Source organism: Streptococcus sp. SCPM-O-B-15277 (M60), assembly GCF_058200335.1.
Window position 1 is genome coordinate 20,110 of the sequence record NZ_JBYQGR010000004.1, and the last position, 13,398, is coordinate 33,507.

At 41.1% G+C, this 13,398-nt stretch carries 26 protein-coding genes; all 26 read right to left on the reverse strand.

Annotation, left to right across the window (positions count from 1 at the left end):
• Positions 1–148: 148 nt before the first annotated feature.
• Positions 149–1,459 carry a preprotein translocase subunit SecY gene (gene secY, locus AC3E9F_RS06455; protein ID WP_263394143.1) on the reverse strand — a complete coding sequence of 437 codons (1,311 nt, stop codon included), beginning with the start codon at positions 1,457–1,459 and terminating at the stop codon, positions 149–151.
• A gap of 12 nt (positions 1,460–1,471) precedes the next feature.
• Positions 1,472–1,912 (reverse strand): 50S ribosomal protein L15, encoded by a 441-nt coding sequence (rplO, locus tag AC3E9F_RS06460; protein ID WP_006154715.1) that lies wholly within the window; start codon positions 1,910–1,912, stop codon positions 1,472–1,474.
• A 145-nt stretch (positions 1,913–2,057) separates the two neighbouring features.
• Entirely contained in the window at positions 2,058–2,240 is a 183-nt protein-coding gene (rpmD, locus tag AC3E9F_RS06465; RefSeq protein WP_000057241.1) for a 50S ribosomal protein L30, read from the reverse strand.
• A 13-nt stretch (positions 2,241–2,253) separates the two neighbouring features.
• Complete coding sequence (gene rpsE, locus AC3E9F_RS06470) at positions 2,254–2,748, reverse strand: 30S ribosomal protein S5 (RefSeq protein WP_195183502.1); 495 nt, start codon at positions 2,746–2,748, stop codon at positions 2,254–2,256.
• Between the two features lie 17 nt (positions 2,749–2,765).
• Positions 2,766–3,122 (reverse strand): 50S ribosomal protein L18, encoded by a 357-nt coding sequence (gene rplR, locus AC3E9F_RS06475; protein WP_004251098.1) that lies wholly within the window; start codon positions 3,120–3,122, stop codon positions 2,766–2,768.
• An 83-nt stretch (positions 3,123–3,205) separates the two neighbouring features.
• On the reverse strand, positions 3,206–3,742 hold the full coding sequence (gene rplF, locus AC3E9F_RS06480; RefSeq protein WP_490672944.1) for a 50S ribosomal protein L6: 537 nt from the start codon (positions 3,740–3,742) through the stop codon (positions 3,206–3,208).
• A gap of 190 nt (positions 3,743–3,932) precedes the next feature.
• Positions 3,933–4,331, reverse strand: coding sequence for a 30S ribosomal protein S8 (gene rpsH / locus AC3E9F_RS06485; protein WP_004251095.1), 399 nt, complete (start codon positions 4,329–4,331; stop codon positions 3,933–3,935).
• Positions 4,332–4,543: 212 nt separating this feature from the next.
• Entirely contained in the window at positions 4,544–4,729 is a 186-nt protein-coding gene (locus tag AC3E9F_RS06490; RefSeq protein WP_001085699.1) for a type Z 30S ribosomal protein S14, read from the reverse strand.
• Between the two features lie 17 nt (positions 4,730–4,746).
• Positions 4,747–5,289: a 50S ribosomal protein L5 gene (rplE, locus tag AC3E9F_RS06495; RefSeq protein WP_000013542.1), complete on the reverse strand. Its 543-nt coding sequence runs from the start codon at positions 5,287–5,289 to the stop codon at positions 4,747–4,749.
• A gap of 23 nt (positions 5,290–5,312) precedes the next feature.
• Positions 5,313–5,618 (reverse strand): 50S ribosomal protein L24, encoded by a 306-nt coding sequence (rplX, locus tag AC3E9F_RS06500; RefSeq protein ID WP_000497691.1) that lies wholly within the window; start codon positions 5,616–5,618, stop codon positions 5,313–5,315.
• Between the two features lie 72 nt (positions 5,619–5,690).
• Complete coding sequence (gene rplN / locus AC3E9F_RS06505; protein ID WP_000616547.1) at positions 5,691–6,059, reverse strand: 50S ribosomal protein L14; 369 nt, start codon at positions 6,057–6,059, stop codon at positions 5,691–5,693.
• A gap of 25 nt (positions 6,060–6,084) precedes the next feature.
• Complete coding sequence (gene rpsQ, locus AC3E9F_RS06510; RefSeq protein ID WP_000440801.1) at positions 6,085–6,345, reverse strand: 30S ribosomal protein S17; 261 nt, start codon at positions 6,343–6,345, stop codon at positions 6,085–6,087.
• A gap of 24 nt (positions 6,346–6,369) precedes the next feature.
• Complete coding sequence (gene rpmC, locus AC3E9F_RS06515; protein ID WP_000772918.1) at positions 6,370–6,576, reverse strand: 50S ribosomal protein L29; 207 nt, start codon at positions 6,574–6,576, stop codon at positions 6,370–6,372.
• 9 nt (positions 6,577–6,585) lie between these two features.
• Positions 6,586–6,999, reverse strand: a complete 414-nt coding sequence (gene rplP / locus AC3E9F_RS06520; protein ID WP_002928793.1) for a 50S ribosomal protein L16 — start codon at positions 6,997–6,999, stop codon at positions 6,586–6,588.
• 3 nt (positions 7,000–7,002) lie between these two features.
• Positions 7,003–7,656: a 30S ribosomal protein S3 gene (rpsC, locus tag AC3E9F_RS06525; protein WP_000529936.1), complete on the reverse strand. Its 654-nt coding sequence runs from the start codon at positions 7,654–7,656 to the stop codon at positions 7,003–7,005.
• Between the two features lie 12 nt (positions 7,657–7,668).
• Positions 7,669–8,013: a 50S ribosomal protein L22 gene (gene rplV / locus AC3E9F_RS06530; protein ID WP_000818137.1), complete on the reverse strand. Its 345-nt coding sequence runs from the start codon at positions 8,011–8,013 to the stop codon at positions 7,669–7,671.
• An 11-nt stretch (positions 8,014–8,024) separates the two neighbouring features.
• Positions 8,025–8,306, reverse strand: coding sequence for a 30S ribosomal protein S19 (rpsS, locus tag AC3E9F_RS06535; protein WP_000533766.1), 282 nt, complete (start codon positions 8,304–8,306; stop codon positions 8,025–8,027).
• A gap of 102 nt (positions 8,307–8,408) precedes the next feature.
• A complete protein-coding gene (gene rplB / locus AC3E9F_RS06540; RefSeq protein WP_006144707.1) occupies positions 8,409–9,242 on the reverse strand; it encodes a 50S ribosomal protein L2 in 834 nt (277 codons plus the stop codon).
• Positions 9,243–9,259: 17 nt separating this feature from the next.
• On the reverse strand, positions 9,260–9,556 hold the full coding sequence (locus AC3E9F_RS06545) for a 50S ribosomal protein L23 (protein ID WP_001055347.1): 297 nt from the start codon (positions 9,554–9,556) through the stop codon (positions 9,260–9,262).
• Positions 9,556–10,179: a 50S ribosomal protein L4 gene (gene rplD / locus AC3E9F_RS06550; RefSeq protein ID WP_000024549.1), complete on the reverse strand. Its 624-nt coding sequence runs from the start codon at positions 10,177–10,179 to the stop codon at positions 9,556–9,558. The genes AC3E9F_RS06545 and rplD overlap by 1 nt, the downstream gene beginning before the upstream one ends.
• 24 nt (positions 10,180–10,203) lie before the next feature.
• On the reverse strand, positions 10,204–10,830 hold the full coding sequence (rplC, locus tag AC3E9F_RS06555; RefSeq protein WP_004251088.1) for a 50S ribosomal protein L3: 627 nt from the start codon (positions 10,828–10,830) through the stop codon (positions 10,204–10,206).
• Between the two features lie 82 nt (positions 10,831–10,912).
• On the reverse strand, positions 10,913–11,221 hold the full coding sequence (rpsJ, locus tag AC3E9F_RS06560; protein WP_003009585.1) for a 30S ribosomal protein S10: 309 nt from the start codon (positions 11,219–11,221) through the stop codon (positions 10,913–10,915).
• Positions 11,222–11,486: 265 nt separating this feature from the next.
• Positions 11,487–12,119 (reverse strand): uridine kinase family protein, encoded by a 633-nt coding sequence (locus AC3E9F_RS06565; protein ID WP_263394146.1) that lies wholly within the window; start codon positions 12,117–12,119, stop codon positions 11,487–11,489.
• Entirely contained in the window at positions 12,116–12,712 is a 597-nt protein-coding gene (gene nrdG / locus AC3E9F_RS06570) for an anaerobic ribonucleoside-triphosphate reductase activating protein (protein WP_263394147.1), read from the reverse strand. Before nrdG ends, AC3E9F_RS06565 begins: the two co-directional genes overlap by 4 nt.
• 5 nt (positions 12,713–12,717) lie before the next feature.
• Positions 12,718–13,218: a GNAT family N-acetyltransferase gene (locus tag AC3E9F_RS06575; protein ID WP_263394148.1), complete on the reverse strand. Its 501-nt coding sequence runs from the start codon at positions 13,216–13,218 to the stop codon at positions 12,718–12,720.
• A gap of 38 nt (positions 13,219–13,256) precedes the next feature.
• Positions 13,257–13,397: a hypothetical protein gene (locus tag AC3E9F_RS06580; RefSeq protein WP_006149022.1), complete on the reverse strand. Its 141-nt coding sequence runs from the start codon at positions 13,395–13,397 to the stop codon at positions 13,257–13,259.
• Position 13,398 lies beyond the last annotated feature (1 nt).

Consider the following 13,398-nt stretch of genomic DNA (forward strand, 5'->3'; position numbering starts at 1 on the left):
ACTCCTTTTTTATTTTTAAATAGAAGCAAAAATTCATTTCAACTCCTATTTAAAAACAAAATAGAAGAGAGGAGATAAAAATCTGACAATGTCTTTGATTTTTACACTCCACTCTCTGAGCAATAGTGAATTTTATTTTCTATTACAATTATTCTGTTGTATCTAAGAAACCAACATACTTACGTTTCAATAGATAACCTTCCAATTGTTTAATCCCTTCAATACCTGTAGAGATAATGATTAGCAAACTTGTTCCCCCAAAAGCAACAACTTCTGAAAGACCAAATAAATCTTTAGCTACAATAGGTAGGATGGAAATGACACCTAGGAAGAGAGATCCGACTGTTGCGAGACGACGAAGAAGTTTTGACATGTATTCCTCTGTCCCTTTACCAGGACGGACACCATGGATATAAGCTCCACTCTTTTGTAAATTTTCTGCTGCTTTCTCTGGATTAATCTGTACAAATGTATAGAAGAATGTAAAGAGAATGATCAACAGAGCATACAAAGCAACACCTGTCGGAGTTGAAGTAGAAACCAACTCTTGAGCTGTTTTAACCCACTCCCAATTAAGACCAGACGCACTCACAAATTGTAAGATTGCAGCTGGTGCTGCTGTAATGGAACTAGCAAAGATAACAGGAATAACCCCAGCAGGGTTAATTTTCAAAGGAAGATAGGAACTTGATGGCGCTCCTTGAGCTACCTTTGTATACTGAATTGGAATCTTATATTTAGCTTGTTCAACGTAAGTTGTAAAGTAAACAATCAACAAAACAGCGATGATTAAAATAGCGACAAAAATGAGAGACGATGTCAATCGACTACTTGGTACATTGACAAAGTAATCTACATAAATGCCCTTAATCATGTCAGGAATTGAAGCAACAATCCCTGCAAAGATAATCATTGAAACACCATTACCATATCCCTTATCTGTGATTTGCTCTCCCAACCAGGTTACAATCATGCTTCCTGCTGTTAAGATTCCTCCAATCACAAGAAAGACCTGTGGTGTAAGTGGAACAGTCAAAAGTTTAGCTCCAGACAGAGCATTAAAACCAGCAGTAATCCCAACTGATTGAACAAATGCAAGCACTAGTGCAATGTATCGAGTCGCTTGGTTTAACTTTCTACGACCAACTTCCCCTTGTTTGCCCCACTCCACAAACTTCGGTAACAAATCCATTTGCAAGAGTTGGACGACGATTGAGGCTGTAATGTAGGGGCTGACTCCAAGAGCAAAAACTGAAAAGTTTTTCATGGCATTCCCTGACACCAAGCTCAACATATTCAAGAAGGATAGACCACTCAAAGCGTTCAAGCTATTTGCATTTACCCACGGTACAGTGATACTAGTACCAATACGAAAAACAAACACGATAAAAATTGTGAATAAAATCTTTGATCGAACCTGTTTAACTTTGAGTGCTTCTCTCAATAATTTAAAAAACATAGGTCACCTCACTTAGATGACTTCAACTGAACCACCTTTAGCAGTGATAGCTTCTTCAGCTGATTTAGAGAATTTAGCAGCTTTAACAGTCAACTTCTTAGTCAACTCACCGTTACCAAGAATCTTGATACCTGATTTTTCAGCTTTAACAATTCCTGATTCTACAAGTACCACTGGAGTTACTTCAGCACCATCATCAAAGGCGTTCAATTGGTCAAGGTTAACAATCGCATACTCTTTAGCGTTGATGTTAGTAAATCCACGTTTTGGAAGACGACGGAACAATGGAGTTTGTCCACCTTCAAAACCAAGGCGTACTCCGCCACCGCTACGAGCTTTTTGACCTTTTTGACCGCGACCAGATGTTTTACCGTTACCTGATGAAGTACCACGACCAACACGGTTACGAGTTTTACGAGAACCTTCTGCAGGTTTCAATTCATGAAGTTTCATTATATATTTTCTCCTCTTTTGTAAAATGCTAGCGCCGATAAGAGAGAAAAGGTTGTCTCCCCTATCAACTCGCCTATACTGTGTCATCTAAGATGACTATATCTAGTTTTAGGGGATGGTCTACTGCACATCCCCTAAAATTTTATTAGTTTACTTCTTCAACTGTTACCAAGTGAGATACTGCAGTGATCATACCACGAATTGCAGCGTTATCTTCTTTAATAACAGAGCTGTTCAATTTGCCAAGTCCAAGTGCTACAACAGTTTTACGTTGTGATGGAATACGTCCGATTGGAGACTTAGTCAAAGTAATTTTAATTTGAGCCATTTTATCCCCTTTCTTATACCAAATCAGAAACTGAAATACCACGAAGAGCAGCAACTTCTTCAGCGCGTTTCAATTGTTTCAAACCTTCAACAGTTGCGCGAACAATGTTGATTGGAGTGTTAGAACCAAGTGATTTAGATGTAATATCTGCCACACCTGCCAATTCCACAACGGCACGAACAGCGCCGCCAGCGGCAACTCCAGAACCTTCTACAGCAGGTTTCAACAATACTTTAGCTCCACCGAATTCTGAAAGAACTTCATGTGGGATTGTTGTTCCTACCATAGGAACTTCGATCAAGTTTTTCTTAGCATCTTCTACTGCTTTGCGGATTGCTTCTGGAACTTCTTGAGCTTTACCAGTACCAAATCCTACACGACCATTGCGGTCACCAACAACTACAAGAGCTGCGAAACGAAGACGACGTCCACCTTTAACAACTTTTGTAACACGGTTAACAGCAACTACGCGTTCTTCAAGTTCTACTGCATTGTCTTTAAATGCCATTTTCTAGTGTCCTCCTATTAGAATTTCAATCCGTTTTCACGAGCTGCATCAGCCAAAGCTTTCACACGTCCGTGATATAGATATCCACCGCGGTCGAACACCACTTCTGAAATACCTTTAGCACTTGCACGTTCTGCAACGAGTTTACCGACAGCAACGGCTTGTTCAGTTTTAGTTCCTTTTGAAACTTCTTTGTCAAGAGTTGAAGCACTTGCGAGCGTTACACCCGCTACGTCATCAATCACTTGAGCGTAGATGCCTGTATTAGAACGGAATACGTTCAAACGTGGGCGATCAGCAGTTCCAGAGAGTTTTCCGCGAACGCGACGGTGGCGTTTTTGGCGGAGTTTGTTTTTATCTGGTTTAGAAATCACAGTTTTCACCTCTTTAATTTTAAATCGTGTGCTATGCACAAAGTTGGTAATGAGGTTGGTGGTTGAAAATCAACCACTCAACATTATTTACCAGTTTTACCTTCTTTAAGACGAACATATTCGCCAACGTAACGGATACCTTTACCTTTGTATGGTTCTGGTGAACGAAGGCTACGTACGTAAGCAGCTGTTTGACCAACTACTTCTTTTGAAATTCCGCTAACAACGATTGTTGTTGGGTTTGGAAGTTCAAAACTAATTCCTTCTGGAGCTTCAACTTCGTCTGGGTGTGATTTACCAACAGCCAAAACAAGTTTTGATCCTTGAAGTTGTGCACGGTAACCAACCCCACGCATTTCAAGTTCTTTCTTGAATCCTTCTGAAACACCAATAACCATGTTGTTCAAAAGGGCACGAGTAGTTCCGTGGATAGTTTTCATTTCTTTTGAATCGTTTGGACGGTGAAGAGTTACTTCAGTACCTTCCACACGGATTTCAATATCTTTTGAGAACTCACGAGTAAGTTCTCCTTTAGGTCCTTTTACAGTTACAACGTTGTCATTGTTAGTGAGTTCAACACCAGCAGGCAACACGATAACTTTATTACCAATACGTGACATGTTTTATTCTCCTGTTAAATTGTCAGGCCATAAAGGCCAGTTTTCACGGGGTTAAGATACTTATTTAGTTCAAGAGCTGAACTGAACACGCTCTAAGAACTGTGCAAAATAGATAAGTTGGCTTGTTTGTCAACAAACTGCTCCAACTTCCTAATTTTGCTTTGTTCTTTACGAGCTTTGTATCTTGATTTTACCAAACGTAAGCGATAACTTCCCCACCAACATTCTTTTGGCGAGCTTCTTTATCAGTAAGCAAACCTTCAGAAGTTGAAAGGATAGCAATTCCAAGTCCGTTAAGAACTTTTGGAAGATCTTCACGTTTTTTGTAGACACGAAGTCCTGGTTTAGAAACGCGTTTCAAGTTAGTGATAACTCGTTCACCGTTTGCTCCGTATTTAAGGAATACACGGATGATGCCTTGTTTGTCATCTTCGATGATTTCTACGTTCTTAACAAAACCTTCGCGTTTAAGGATTTCAGCAATCCCTTTTTTGATGTTTGATGCAGGTACTTCAAGTACTTCGTGTTTTGCTTGGTTAGCGTTACGAATACGAGTTAGGAAGTCTGCGATTGGGTCAGTCATAACCATTTTATTTTCTCCTCTTACTAGTAGTTTGCAAGTTGCACTTGCTAGTTAATGATTGAGCTGAGCTCAGAAAGTATTGATACATTCAAACTAGATAATCTCCATTTGAACACGAGCTACAACCTGGGCAAAAAAGATAGATTTGTCTTGGAGCATCGTTCCTGCACCAAATCTCCTATTTTTGCTGGGGTTGTTACGCTCTTTGTATCATGATATTACCAAGATGCTTTTGTTACACCAGGAATTTGACCTTTATATGCCAATTCACGGAAGCAAACACGGCAAAGTTTAAACTTGCGGTAAACTGAGTGTGGACGTCCACAACGTTCACAGCGAGTGTATGCTTGAGTAGAGAACTTCGCTGGGCGTTTGTTCTTAGCAATCATAGATTTTTTAGCCATTAGTTATACCTCCTATATTATTTTGCAAAAGGCATTCCAAGGCCTGTAAGCAATGCACGTGACTCTTCGTCAGTGTTAGCAGTAGTTACGATAACGATGTCAAGACCACGAGTTTTGTCAACGTCATCAAAGTTGATTTCTGGGAAGATCAATTGCTCTTTCACACCAAGTGTGTAGTTTCCGCGTCCATCAAATGATTTTGTTGGAACACCGTGGAAGTCACGTACACGTGGAAGTGATACTGAAACCAATTTATCCAAGAATTCATACATACGTTCACCACGAAGGGTAACTTTTGCACCGATCGCAACACCTTCACGAAGACGGAAGCCGGCGATAGATTTTTTAGCTTTAGTGATAAGTGGTTTTTGACCTGAGATAAGTGCCAATTCTTCAGCAGCTTTTTCAAGACTTTTAGCGTTTGATACTGCTTCACCGACACCCATGTTCAAAACGATCTTATCCACTTTAGGAACAGCCATCACTGATGAGTAGTTGAATTGTTCTGTCAAAGCAGGAACTACTTCATTAAGATATTTTTCTTTTAAACGATTTGCCATTATACTTCTCCTTTCCTTCGTGATTAATCAAGCACTTCGCCTGATTTTTTGTTGTAGCGAACTTTTTTACCGTCTACAAATTTGTAACCAACACGACCAGCTACACCATTTTTGTCCAAAACTTGAACGTTTGATACGTGGATAGCTGCTTCTTTCTCGATTATACCACCTTGAGGAAGCTCGTTAGTTGGACGTTGGTGTTTCTTAACGATGTTAACACCTTCAACGATAACTTTGTTTACTTTTGGAAGGGCAGTAAGGACAACAGCTTCTGTTCCCTTATCTTTACCAGCGATTACGCGAACTTTGTCGCCTTTTTTTACAAACATTTTTTTCTCCTTTTATTCTTACGCCCAATGGGCACCCTGGCTAGGCCAGGGGACTGTGTTTGTTTTTATTGATTAAAGTACTTCTGGAGCAAGTGACACGATCTTCATGAAGCCACCTTCACGCAATTCACGTGCAACTGGGCCAAAGATACGTGTTCCGCGAGGAGTTTTGTCGTCACGGATGATAACTGCTGCGTTTTCGTCAAATTTGATGTATGAACCATCAGCACGACGAGCACCTGATTTAGTACGAACGATAACTGCTTTAACAACGTCACCTTTTTTAACCGCACCACCAGGAGTAGCTTGTTTTACAGATGCCACAATAACATCACCGATGTTCGCAAATTTACGTTTAGAACCACCAAGAACTTTGATAGTCAAGATTTCGCGTGCACCGCTGTTGTCTGCGACTTTCAAACGAGTTTCTGTTTGAATCATTTCAGTTTTCTCCTTTCAGGCTTGATTAGATGATAACCGCTTCTTCAACGACTTCTACAAGACGGAAACGTTTTGTAGCTGAAAGCGGGCGAGTTTCCATGATACGTACGATATCGCCTTCTTTGGCAACATTGTTTTCATCATGTGCTTTGTATTTTTTAGAGTAGTTAATACGTTTACCATAGACTGGGTGGTTACGTTTTGTTTCAACTACAACTGTGATTGTCTTGTCCATTTTGTCAGATACAACACGTCCAACAAGAACTTTACGATTATTGCGTTCCATTGAAATTTCTCCTTCCCTAGTCTATTATTTCGCTTCAGATTGAACTGTTTTGATACGAGCGATTTGTTTTTTAACTTCTTTCAAGCGAGCTGTTTGTTCTAATTGACCAGTAGCAGCTTGGAAACGAAGTTCGAACAATTCTTTTTTCAATTCGTTTTCGCGCTTCGCGAGTTCTTCTTGAGAAAGACCACGAAGTTCTTTAACAAATTCTTTTACTTCATTAAGTTTCATGCCTTCTCCTTATTCTGCTTCACGTTTTACGAATTTACATTTAACTGGCAATTTGTGGCTTGCAAGACGAAGCGCTTCGCGAGCAACTTCTTCAGATACACCAGCAACTTCAAACATTACTTTACCACGTTTAACTGGTGCTACCCAACCTTCAGGTGCCCCTTTACCAGATCCCATACGAACCCCGATAGCTTTAGCTGTGTATGATTTGTGTGGGAAGATTTTAATCCAAACTTTACCACCACGTTTCATGTAACGAGTCATGGCGATACGAGCAGCTTCGATTTGGCGGTTAGTAATCCAGTGGCTAGTTGTAGCTTGAAGACCGTATTCACCGAATGCTACTTCTTTTCCACCTTTAGCTTCACCGCGCATTTTACCACGGAATTCACGACGGTGTTTAACACGTTTAGGTACTAACATTGGTTATTTACCTCCTTTAGTGTTTTTACGAGCTGGAAGAACTTCACCACGGTAGATCCATACTTTAACACCAAGTTTACCGTATGTAGTATCTGCTTCTTCCCAAGCGTAATCGATATCTGCGCGAAGTGTGTGAAGTGGAACTGTACCTTCAGAGTATCCTTCTGCACGGGCGATATCTGCACCGTTCAAACGACCTGATACTTGAGTTTTAATTCCTTTAGCTCCAGCACGCATAGCACGTTGGATTGCTTGTTTTTGTGCACGACGGAAAGCAACACGTTGCTCCAATTGACGAGCAATTCCTTCACCAACAAGGTGAGCATCCAAATCAGGTTGTTTGATTTCGATGATGTTGATGTGTACTTGTTTTCCAGTCAATTTGTTAAGTTTTGCACGGAGTGCATCAACGTTAGCACCACCTTTACCGATAACCATACCTGGTTTAGCAGTGTGAAGTGAAACGTTAACTTTGTTTACTGCGCGTTCGATTTCAATAGTTGAAACTGCTGCGTCAGCAAGTTCTTTTTGAACGAATTTACGGATTGCAAGATCTTCATGAAGGTAATCCGCGTATTCTTTTTCAGCATACCATTTGGCATCCCAATCACGGATGATGCCGACACGCATACCAATTGGATGTACTTTTTGACCCACGATTTTACCTCCTTATTTTTCTGCAACAGCTACAGTGATGTGAGCTGTACGTTTGTTGATTGGTGAAGCTGAACCTTTCGCACGTGGACGGAAACGTTTCATAGTTGGTCCTTCGTTTGCGAATGCTTCAGATACTACCAAGTTAGCTTTATCCAAACCAAAGTTGTTTTCAGCGTTAGCTACAGCTGAGTTCAAAACTTTCAAGATGATTTCAGCAGCTTTGTTTGGAGTGAATGTCAAAATTGCGATTGCATCGGCTACGCTTTTACCACGGATGTTGTCAAGAACAAGACGTGATTTACGAGGTGAAACACGTACTGTGCGAGCCATTGCTTTAGCTGAAGTAATTTCTGCCATTTATGTTCTCCTTATTTTCTACGTGTCTTCTTGTCGTCTGCGGCGTGACCTTTGTAAGTACGAGTTGGTGCAAATTCACCAAGCTTGTGACCTACCATGTCTTCTTGGATGTAAACAGGTACGTGTTTACGTCCATCATAAACTGCAATTGTGTAACCAATGAAACTTGGGAAGATCGTTGAACGACGTGACCAAGTTTTGATAACTTTTTTCTTTTCGTCGTTAGCTTGAGCTTCAACTTTTTTCATCAAATGCTCATCGACGAAAGGTCCTTTTTTAAGACTGCGTCCCATTTTTATATTTTCTCCTTTAAATATAGTACCACAGCGGCTTGCGCTCTCAACGAGCGCTACCGAGCTGGCGGATTATCTAGCGCTTAAGCGACTAGTATTAAATTATTTCTCGTTGCGACGACGAACGATAAGTTTGTCAGATTTCGCTTTCTTGTTACGAGTTTTAAGACCAAGAGCTGGTTTGCCCCATGGAGTTGATGGTGCTTTACGACCAACTGGTGCTTTACCTTCACCACCACCGTGTGGGTGATCGTTAGGGTTCATTACAGAACCACGAACTGTTGGGCGGATACCTTTCCAACGGCTACGTCCTGCTTTACCAAGGTTTACAAGTCCATGTTGTTCGTTTCCGACAACACCAACTGTTGCACGACAAGTTCCAAGAATCATACGAACTTCACCTGATTGAAGACGAACAAGAACGTATTTACCTTCTTGACCCAAAACTTGAGCAGAAGCTCCAGCAGCACGTACTAATTCTCCACCACGACCTGGTTTCAATTCGATGTTGTGGATCAAAGTACCAACTGGGATGTTAGCAAGCGGAAGTGCGTTTCCGACTTTGATATCTGCTTCAGGACCTGAAACGATACGTTGACCAACTTCAAGACCTTTTGGAGCGATGATGTAAGCTTTCACACCGTCAGTGTAGTGTACAAGAGCGATGTTTGCAGAACGGTTTGGATCGTACTCGATAGTTTTAACAACTGCTTCAACGTTGTCTTTGTTACGTTTGAAGTCAACCAAACGGTAGAAACGTTTGTGTCCACCACCTTGGTGACGAACAGTGATACGACCGTTGTTGTTACGACCAGCCTTGTTCTTCAAAGCAACAAGCAAAGTTTTTTCTGGTGTGCTTGTTGTGATTTCAGCGAAATCCAAAGAAGTCATATTACGGCGACCGTTTGTTGTTGGTTTATAAACACGAATTCCCACGATATTTCCTCCTTAGATTATTCAGCTTCAGCAGCAAACAACTCGATTGCTTTTGAATCAGCTGTAAGAGTGATGATAGCTTTTTTAGTTTTGTTAGTAAAACCAGTGTAACGTCCAACACGTTTAGCTTTAGGTTTTACGTTGATTGTGTTAACATTTGCAACTTTAACACCTTCAAAAGCAGCTTCAACAGCTTGCTTGATCAAAAGTTTGTGTGCACGAGTGTCAACTTCAAATACATATTTTCCTGCTTCAAGTTGAGCCATTGAGCTTTCAGTGATAACAGGTTTTTTGATAACATCATACAAATTCATTATGCAAGAACCTCCTCGATTTTAGAGATAGCTGCTTGAGTAACAAGAAGTTTGTCACTATTTGCGATGTCAAGAACACTTGCAGTTGTAGCAGTCGCAACTTTCACGTTTGGAAGGTTACGAGCTGAAAGAGCTGCGAATTCGTTTCCTTCTTCAAGAATAACAAGGACTTTAGAATCGATGCTCAAAGCTGCAAGAACTTTTGCAAATTCAGCAGTTTTTGGAGCTGTAAATTCAAGAGAATCAACGGCTACAAATTTGTTTTCAGCAACTTTTTCTGAGTAAACAGATTTAAGTGCAAGGCGACGAACTTTTTGAGGAAGTTTGTACGCATAGCTACGTGGAGTTGGTCCGAAGACGATTCCACCACCACGCCATTGTGGAGAGCGGATAGAACCTTGACGAGCACGTCCAGTTCCTTTTTGACGCCATGGTTTGCGTCCGCCACCTGAAACAGCTGAGCGGTTTTTAACTGCGTGAGTTCCTTGACGAAGGCTAGCGCGTTGGCTGATGATCACATCAAACACAACAGATTGGTTTGGTTCGATACCAAAGATTGCATCGTTAAGAACAACTTCGCCCGCTTGTTTACCAGTTTGGTCGAATAATGTTACATTTGCCATTTTGACTGTGTTCCCCTTTCCTTATTATTTACCAGCTTTAACTGCTGACTTGATAGTGATAAGAGATTTCTTAGCACCTGGTACGTTACCTTTGATAAGGATAACGTTCTTTTCTGGAACAACTTGTACAACTTCAAGGTTTTGAATTGTTACTCGGTCGCCACCCATACGTCCTGCAAGGTTTTTACCTTTGAATACGCGGTTAGGTGCAACAGGTCCCATAGAACCTGGACGACGGTGGTAACGAGAACCGTGAGCCATAGGTCCACGTGATTGCCCGTGGCGTTTGATAACACCTTGGAAACCTTTACCTTTAGATGTACCAGTTACATCAACAATGTCTCCAGCTGCGAAAGTTTCAACTGTGATTTCAGCACCAACTTCCAAGCCTTCAACGTTTTTGAATTCACGAATGAAGCGCTTAGGAGCCGTGTTAGCTTTTGCTACATGTCCTTTAGCAGGTTTGTTGCTCAATACTTCGCGTTTGTCATCGAAACCAACTTGGATAGCGTTGTAACCATCTGTTTCAACAGTTTTAACTTGAAGAACAACGTTTGGAGTTGCTTCGATAACTGTTACAGGGATCAATTCGCCAGCTTCAGTGAAGATTTGAGTCATTCCCACTTTTTTCCCTAAGATTCCTTTTGTCATGAGAAAATAGTTCCTTTTCTATATTTTTTATTCAAAAAGTTTTTAACGAGCGTTTTTTATGCTCAAGGTATCAAGCTTTAAATTAAAGTTTGATTTCTACGTTTACACCACTTGGAAGATCCAATTTCATCAAAGCGTCAACTGTTTTTTGAGTTGGGTTGATGATATCGATCAAACGTTTGTGTGTACGCATTTCGAATTGTTCGCGAGAATCTTTATATTTGTGAGTCGCACGAATGATTGTGTAGAGGCTACGCTCAGTTGGAAGTGGGATTGGACCCGCAACTTGTGCACCTGTACGAGTAGCTGATTCTACGATTTTTGCAGCCGCTGTGTCAAGCGTACGGTGTTCGTAAGCTTTCAAACGGATACGGATTTTTTTGTTTGCCATCTTTTTCTCCTTTTCGTCTATTTAAGATAATAGGCTAGCTCCACAAGAAAACCGACGCGCGTTGCGTGGCAATGCAACCGAGCGTGTCGCAACCTCTTGCATCAAAGCTAAGGCTGTAATTTACAGCACCATAATAGAATAACACAAAGCCCCTGCGATTGCAAGGGATTTGACAGGATTTTTTAAATTTTTTAGATGAAACTGTTTTCTTATTGCCCCTTATCTCAAAAAAGCATAAATGAAGAGCAAATTTTTATTTTTTCTTCTATATAGTATTCATAATATTCGTTTCGATCTGAAATATATCATTCGATTGATTTATCAAGATATCTGTTTTTGACTCGGTTTCTTTATAATATTGCAGATACTGTTCTCGTCTCATTTGCTGACTAGCCAATATAAAGGATGCATCGCCATTTCTCACAGCCGTATCTCGAGCTAGACGCCTCTTTAATTCTGTCTCTTCATCCGTGTAGAAACAAATGGTTTTGTCAAAGAGTTCCTTTGGAAGAAAACCCACAGACATCCCTTCGACTATCAGAATTGGTTTTGCTCCCGATAAGACCTCACTAGCCTTCCAAGGTTCTTCGATTGTTAAGACATCCATACCCGCTTGCAAGGCTAGAATATCTCTCTGCAAACTTGCCAGTTCATGCGCCACTGGCAGACAAGCTGTCACCTTTTGATCAGGTGCTTGCTTTGGTACTACCAGGTGACGTTCTGAGGTTATGTAGGGATCTGTTTCTAGCAAATTTACTGTAGTAGAATCTATGGCTTGATATAATTCCTGAGCGAAGGTTGATTTACCTGAAGCCCCATGACCGTAGATCCCTAGCGTCCTAATTCTTCCTGAGTCTATTTCTGAGACCAGTTGCTCTATTAAGTCTTTTTTCTTCATTCTCTCTTCACCTGTTCATAGCTTTCTTTTCCATCGTTAAGCTTGTCCCAGATCACCACTTGCCCACTTTTGAGGGATTTTTGTACATCGATAATTCGTTGATTGGAAGAGCCACGGAATTGAAGCATGAGATTACGCTTGCTTTTATCATACCGTCCATCAACCAAGATATCAATCATTGACAAGAGCTCCCGTTTATCAGGTGTCTCCAACATCATCTCTTCCCAAGTGTAACCCGTCCAAGACCAGATATCTTTTTCTGGTAACTCTTTCCGAATGCGTTTAATGAGAGGCAAAAGAATTCCAGTATTCAGGAATGGCTCTCCACCGAGTAGGGTCAAACCTTGAACATAAGGCTGGGCAAGATCTGCCATAATCTGTTCTTCCAACTCTAGTGTATAAGGAATCCCGGCATTAAATGACCAGGTCGCTACATTGTAGCAACCTTCACAGTGAAACATACATCCTGCTACATAAAGCGAATTGCGCACCCCCTCGCCATCCACAAAGTTAAAAGCCTTATAATCGATGATTCGACCTTGGCTCAGCTCCTCACTCTTCCACTCGCCTGGTTTTGGTGTATTCCATGTCATACTTTCTACTCCAAGTCTATCCAATAGCGCTCCGTTCCATTTCGAACATCCTCCAATTGGCCTCCATTGGCTAAGATAACAGCTCTGCTGGCCTGATTTTCCGTGCTACATGTCACAAGCGCTCGTTTGATATTCTTTTCCTTGGCAATTTGTAGACCTTGTCGGAGGGATTCTTTGGCGTAGCCTTTGCCCCTTTCAGAGGGACGGATGGAGTAGCCAATATGGCCAGCATGATTCAGCAATCCCTCATTTAGTCTCAGCCGTAAATTTAAAAAACCTAAAGCATGATCTGATTTATCAAACAATACGAACTGAATTGATGGAACACGATTTTTAGGCAATTTTATTCCCATTTCTTTATTAAGGTTAGTTTCTAGCCAATTCTCATAATCAAAGTTCTCAGCATCCCAAAATCCGCCATCGTGGGCTGATTGGCTCTTTTCAAACTCTGCCATCATGTTTAATACAGCTTCTTTATCTGCCAATGTCGGTCTGCGTAATTCCATATTCCCCTCCCTGCTATAAGAAAAGCGAGAGGCAACTCTCACTTTTTCTTGTTTTTGTTTAAAAACTGTTCTCTAAGGCTAGCCACTCGGTCTTTTTTGCTGCTTCCACCTTTCGAATGTTTCTCGTGGAATCGTTGGACCAAGGCCTTGCCTTTATCATCTAATTGATATTTTCCCATG

Bases quoted from the DNA above. Each gene is read 5' to 3' on its own strand.
- secY (WP_263394143.1), bottom strand. From the start codon at position 1,459: ATGTTTTTTAAATTATTGAGAGAAGCACTCAAAGTTAAACAGGTTCGA.
- rplO (WP_006154715.1), bottom strand. From the start codon at position 1,912: ATGAAACTTCATGAATTGAAACCTGCAGAAGGTTCTCGTAAAACTCGT.
- rpmD (WP_000057241.1), bottom strand. From the start codon at position 2,240: ATGGCTCAAATTAAAATTACTTTGACTAAGTCTCCAATCGGACGTATT.
- rpsE (WP_195183502.1), bottom strand. From the start codon at position 2,748: ATGGCATTTAAAGACAATGCAGTAGAACTTGAAGAACGCGTAGTTGCT.
- rplF (WP_490672944.1), bottom strand. From the start codon at position 3,742: ATGTCACGTATTGGTAATAAAGTTATCGTGTTGCCTGCTGGTGTTGAA.
- rpsH (WP_004251095.1), bottom strand. From the start codon at position 4,331: ATGGTTATGACTGACCCAATCGCAGACTTCCTAACTCGTATTCGTAAC.
- AC3E9F_RS06490 (WP_001085699.1), bottom strand. From the start codon at position 4,729: ATGGCTAAAAAATCTATGATTGCTAAGAACAAACGCCCAGCGAAGTTC.
- rplE (WP_000013542.1), bottom strand. From the start codon at position 5,289: ATGGCAAATCGTTTAAAAGAAAAATATCTTAATGAAGTAGTTCCTGCT.
- rplX (WP_000497691.1), bottom strand. From the start codon at position 5,618: ATGTTTGTAAAAAAAGGCGACAAAGTTCGCGTAATCGCTGGTAAAGAT.
- rplN (WP_000616547.1), bottom strand. From the start codon at position 6,059: ATGATTCAAACAGAAACTCGTTTGAAAGTCGCAGACAACAGCGGTGCA.
- rpsQ (WP_000440801.1), bottom strand. From the start codon at position 6,345: ATGGAACGCAATAATCGTAAAGTTCTTGTTGGACGTGTTGTATCTGAC.
- rpmC (WP_000772918.1), bottom strand. From the start codon at position 6,576: ATGAAACTTAATGAAGTAAAAGAATTTGTTAAAGAACTTCGTGGTCTT.
- rplP (WP_002928793.1), bottom strand. From the start codon at position 6,999: ATGTTAGTACCTAAACGTGTTAAACACCGTCGTGAATTCCGTGGTAAA.
- rplV (WP_000818137.1), bottom strand. From the start codon at position 8,013: ATGGCAGAAATTACTTCAGCTAAAGCAATGGCTCGCACAGTACGTGTT.
- rpsS (WP_000533766.1), bottom strand. From the start codon at position 8,306: ATGGGACGCAGTCTTAAAAAAGGACCTTTCGTCGATGAGCATTTGATG.
- AC3E9F_RS06545 (WP_001055347.1), bottom strand. From the start codon at position 9,556: ATGAATTTGTATGATGTTATCAAAAAACCTGTTATCACTGAAAGCTCA.
- rplD (WP_000024549.1), bottom strand. From the start codon at position 10,179: ATGGCAAATGTAACATTATTCGACCAAACTGGTAAACAAGCGGGCGAA.
- rplC (WP_004251088.1), bottom strand. From the start codon at position 10,830: ATGACAAAAGGAATCTTAGGGAAAAAAGTGGGAATGACTCAAATCTTC.
- rpsJ (WP_003009585.1), bottom strand. From the start codon at position 11,221: ATGGCAAACAAAAAAATCCGTATCCGTTTGAAAGCTTACGAACACCGT.
- AC3E9F_RS06565 (WP_263394146.1), bottom strand. From the start codon at position 12,119: ATGAAGAAAAAAGACTTAATAGAGCAACTGGTCTCAGAAATAGACTCA.
- nrdG (WP_263394147.1), bottom strand. From the start codon at position 12,712: ATGACATGGAATACACCAAAACCAGGCGAGTGGAAGAGTGAGGAGCTG.
- AC3E9F_RS06575 (WP_263394148.1), bottom strand. From the start codon at position 13,218: ATGGAATTACGCAGACCGACATTGGCAGATAAAGAAGCTGTATTAAAC.
- AC3E9F_RS06580 (WP_006149022.1), bottom strand. From the start codon at position 13,397: ATGGGAAAATATCAATTAGATGATAAAGGCAAGGCCTTGGTCCAACGA.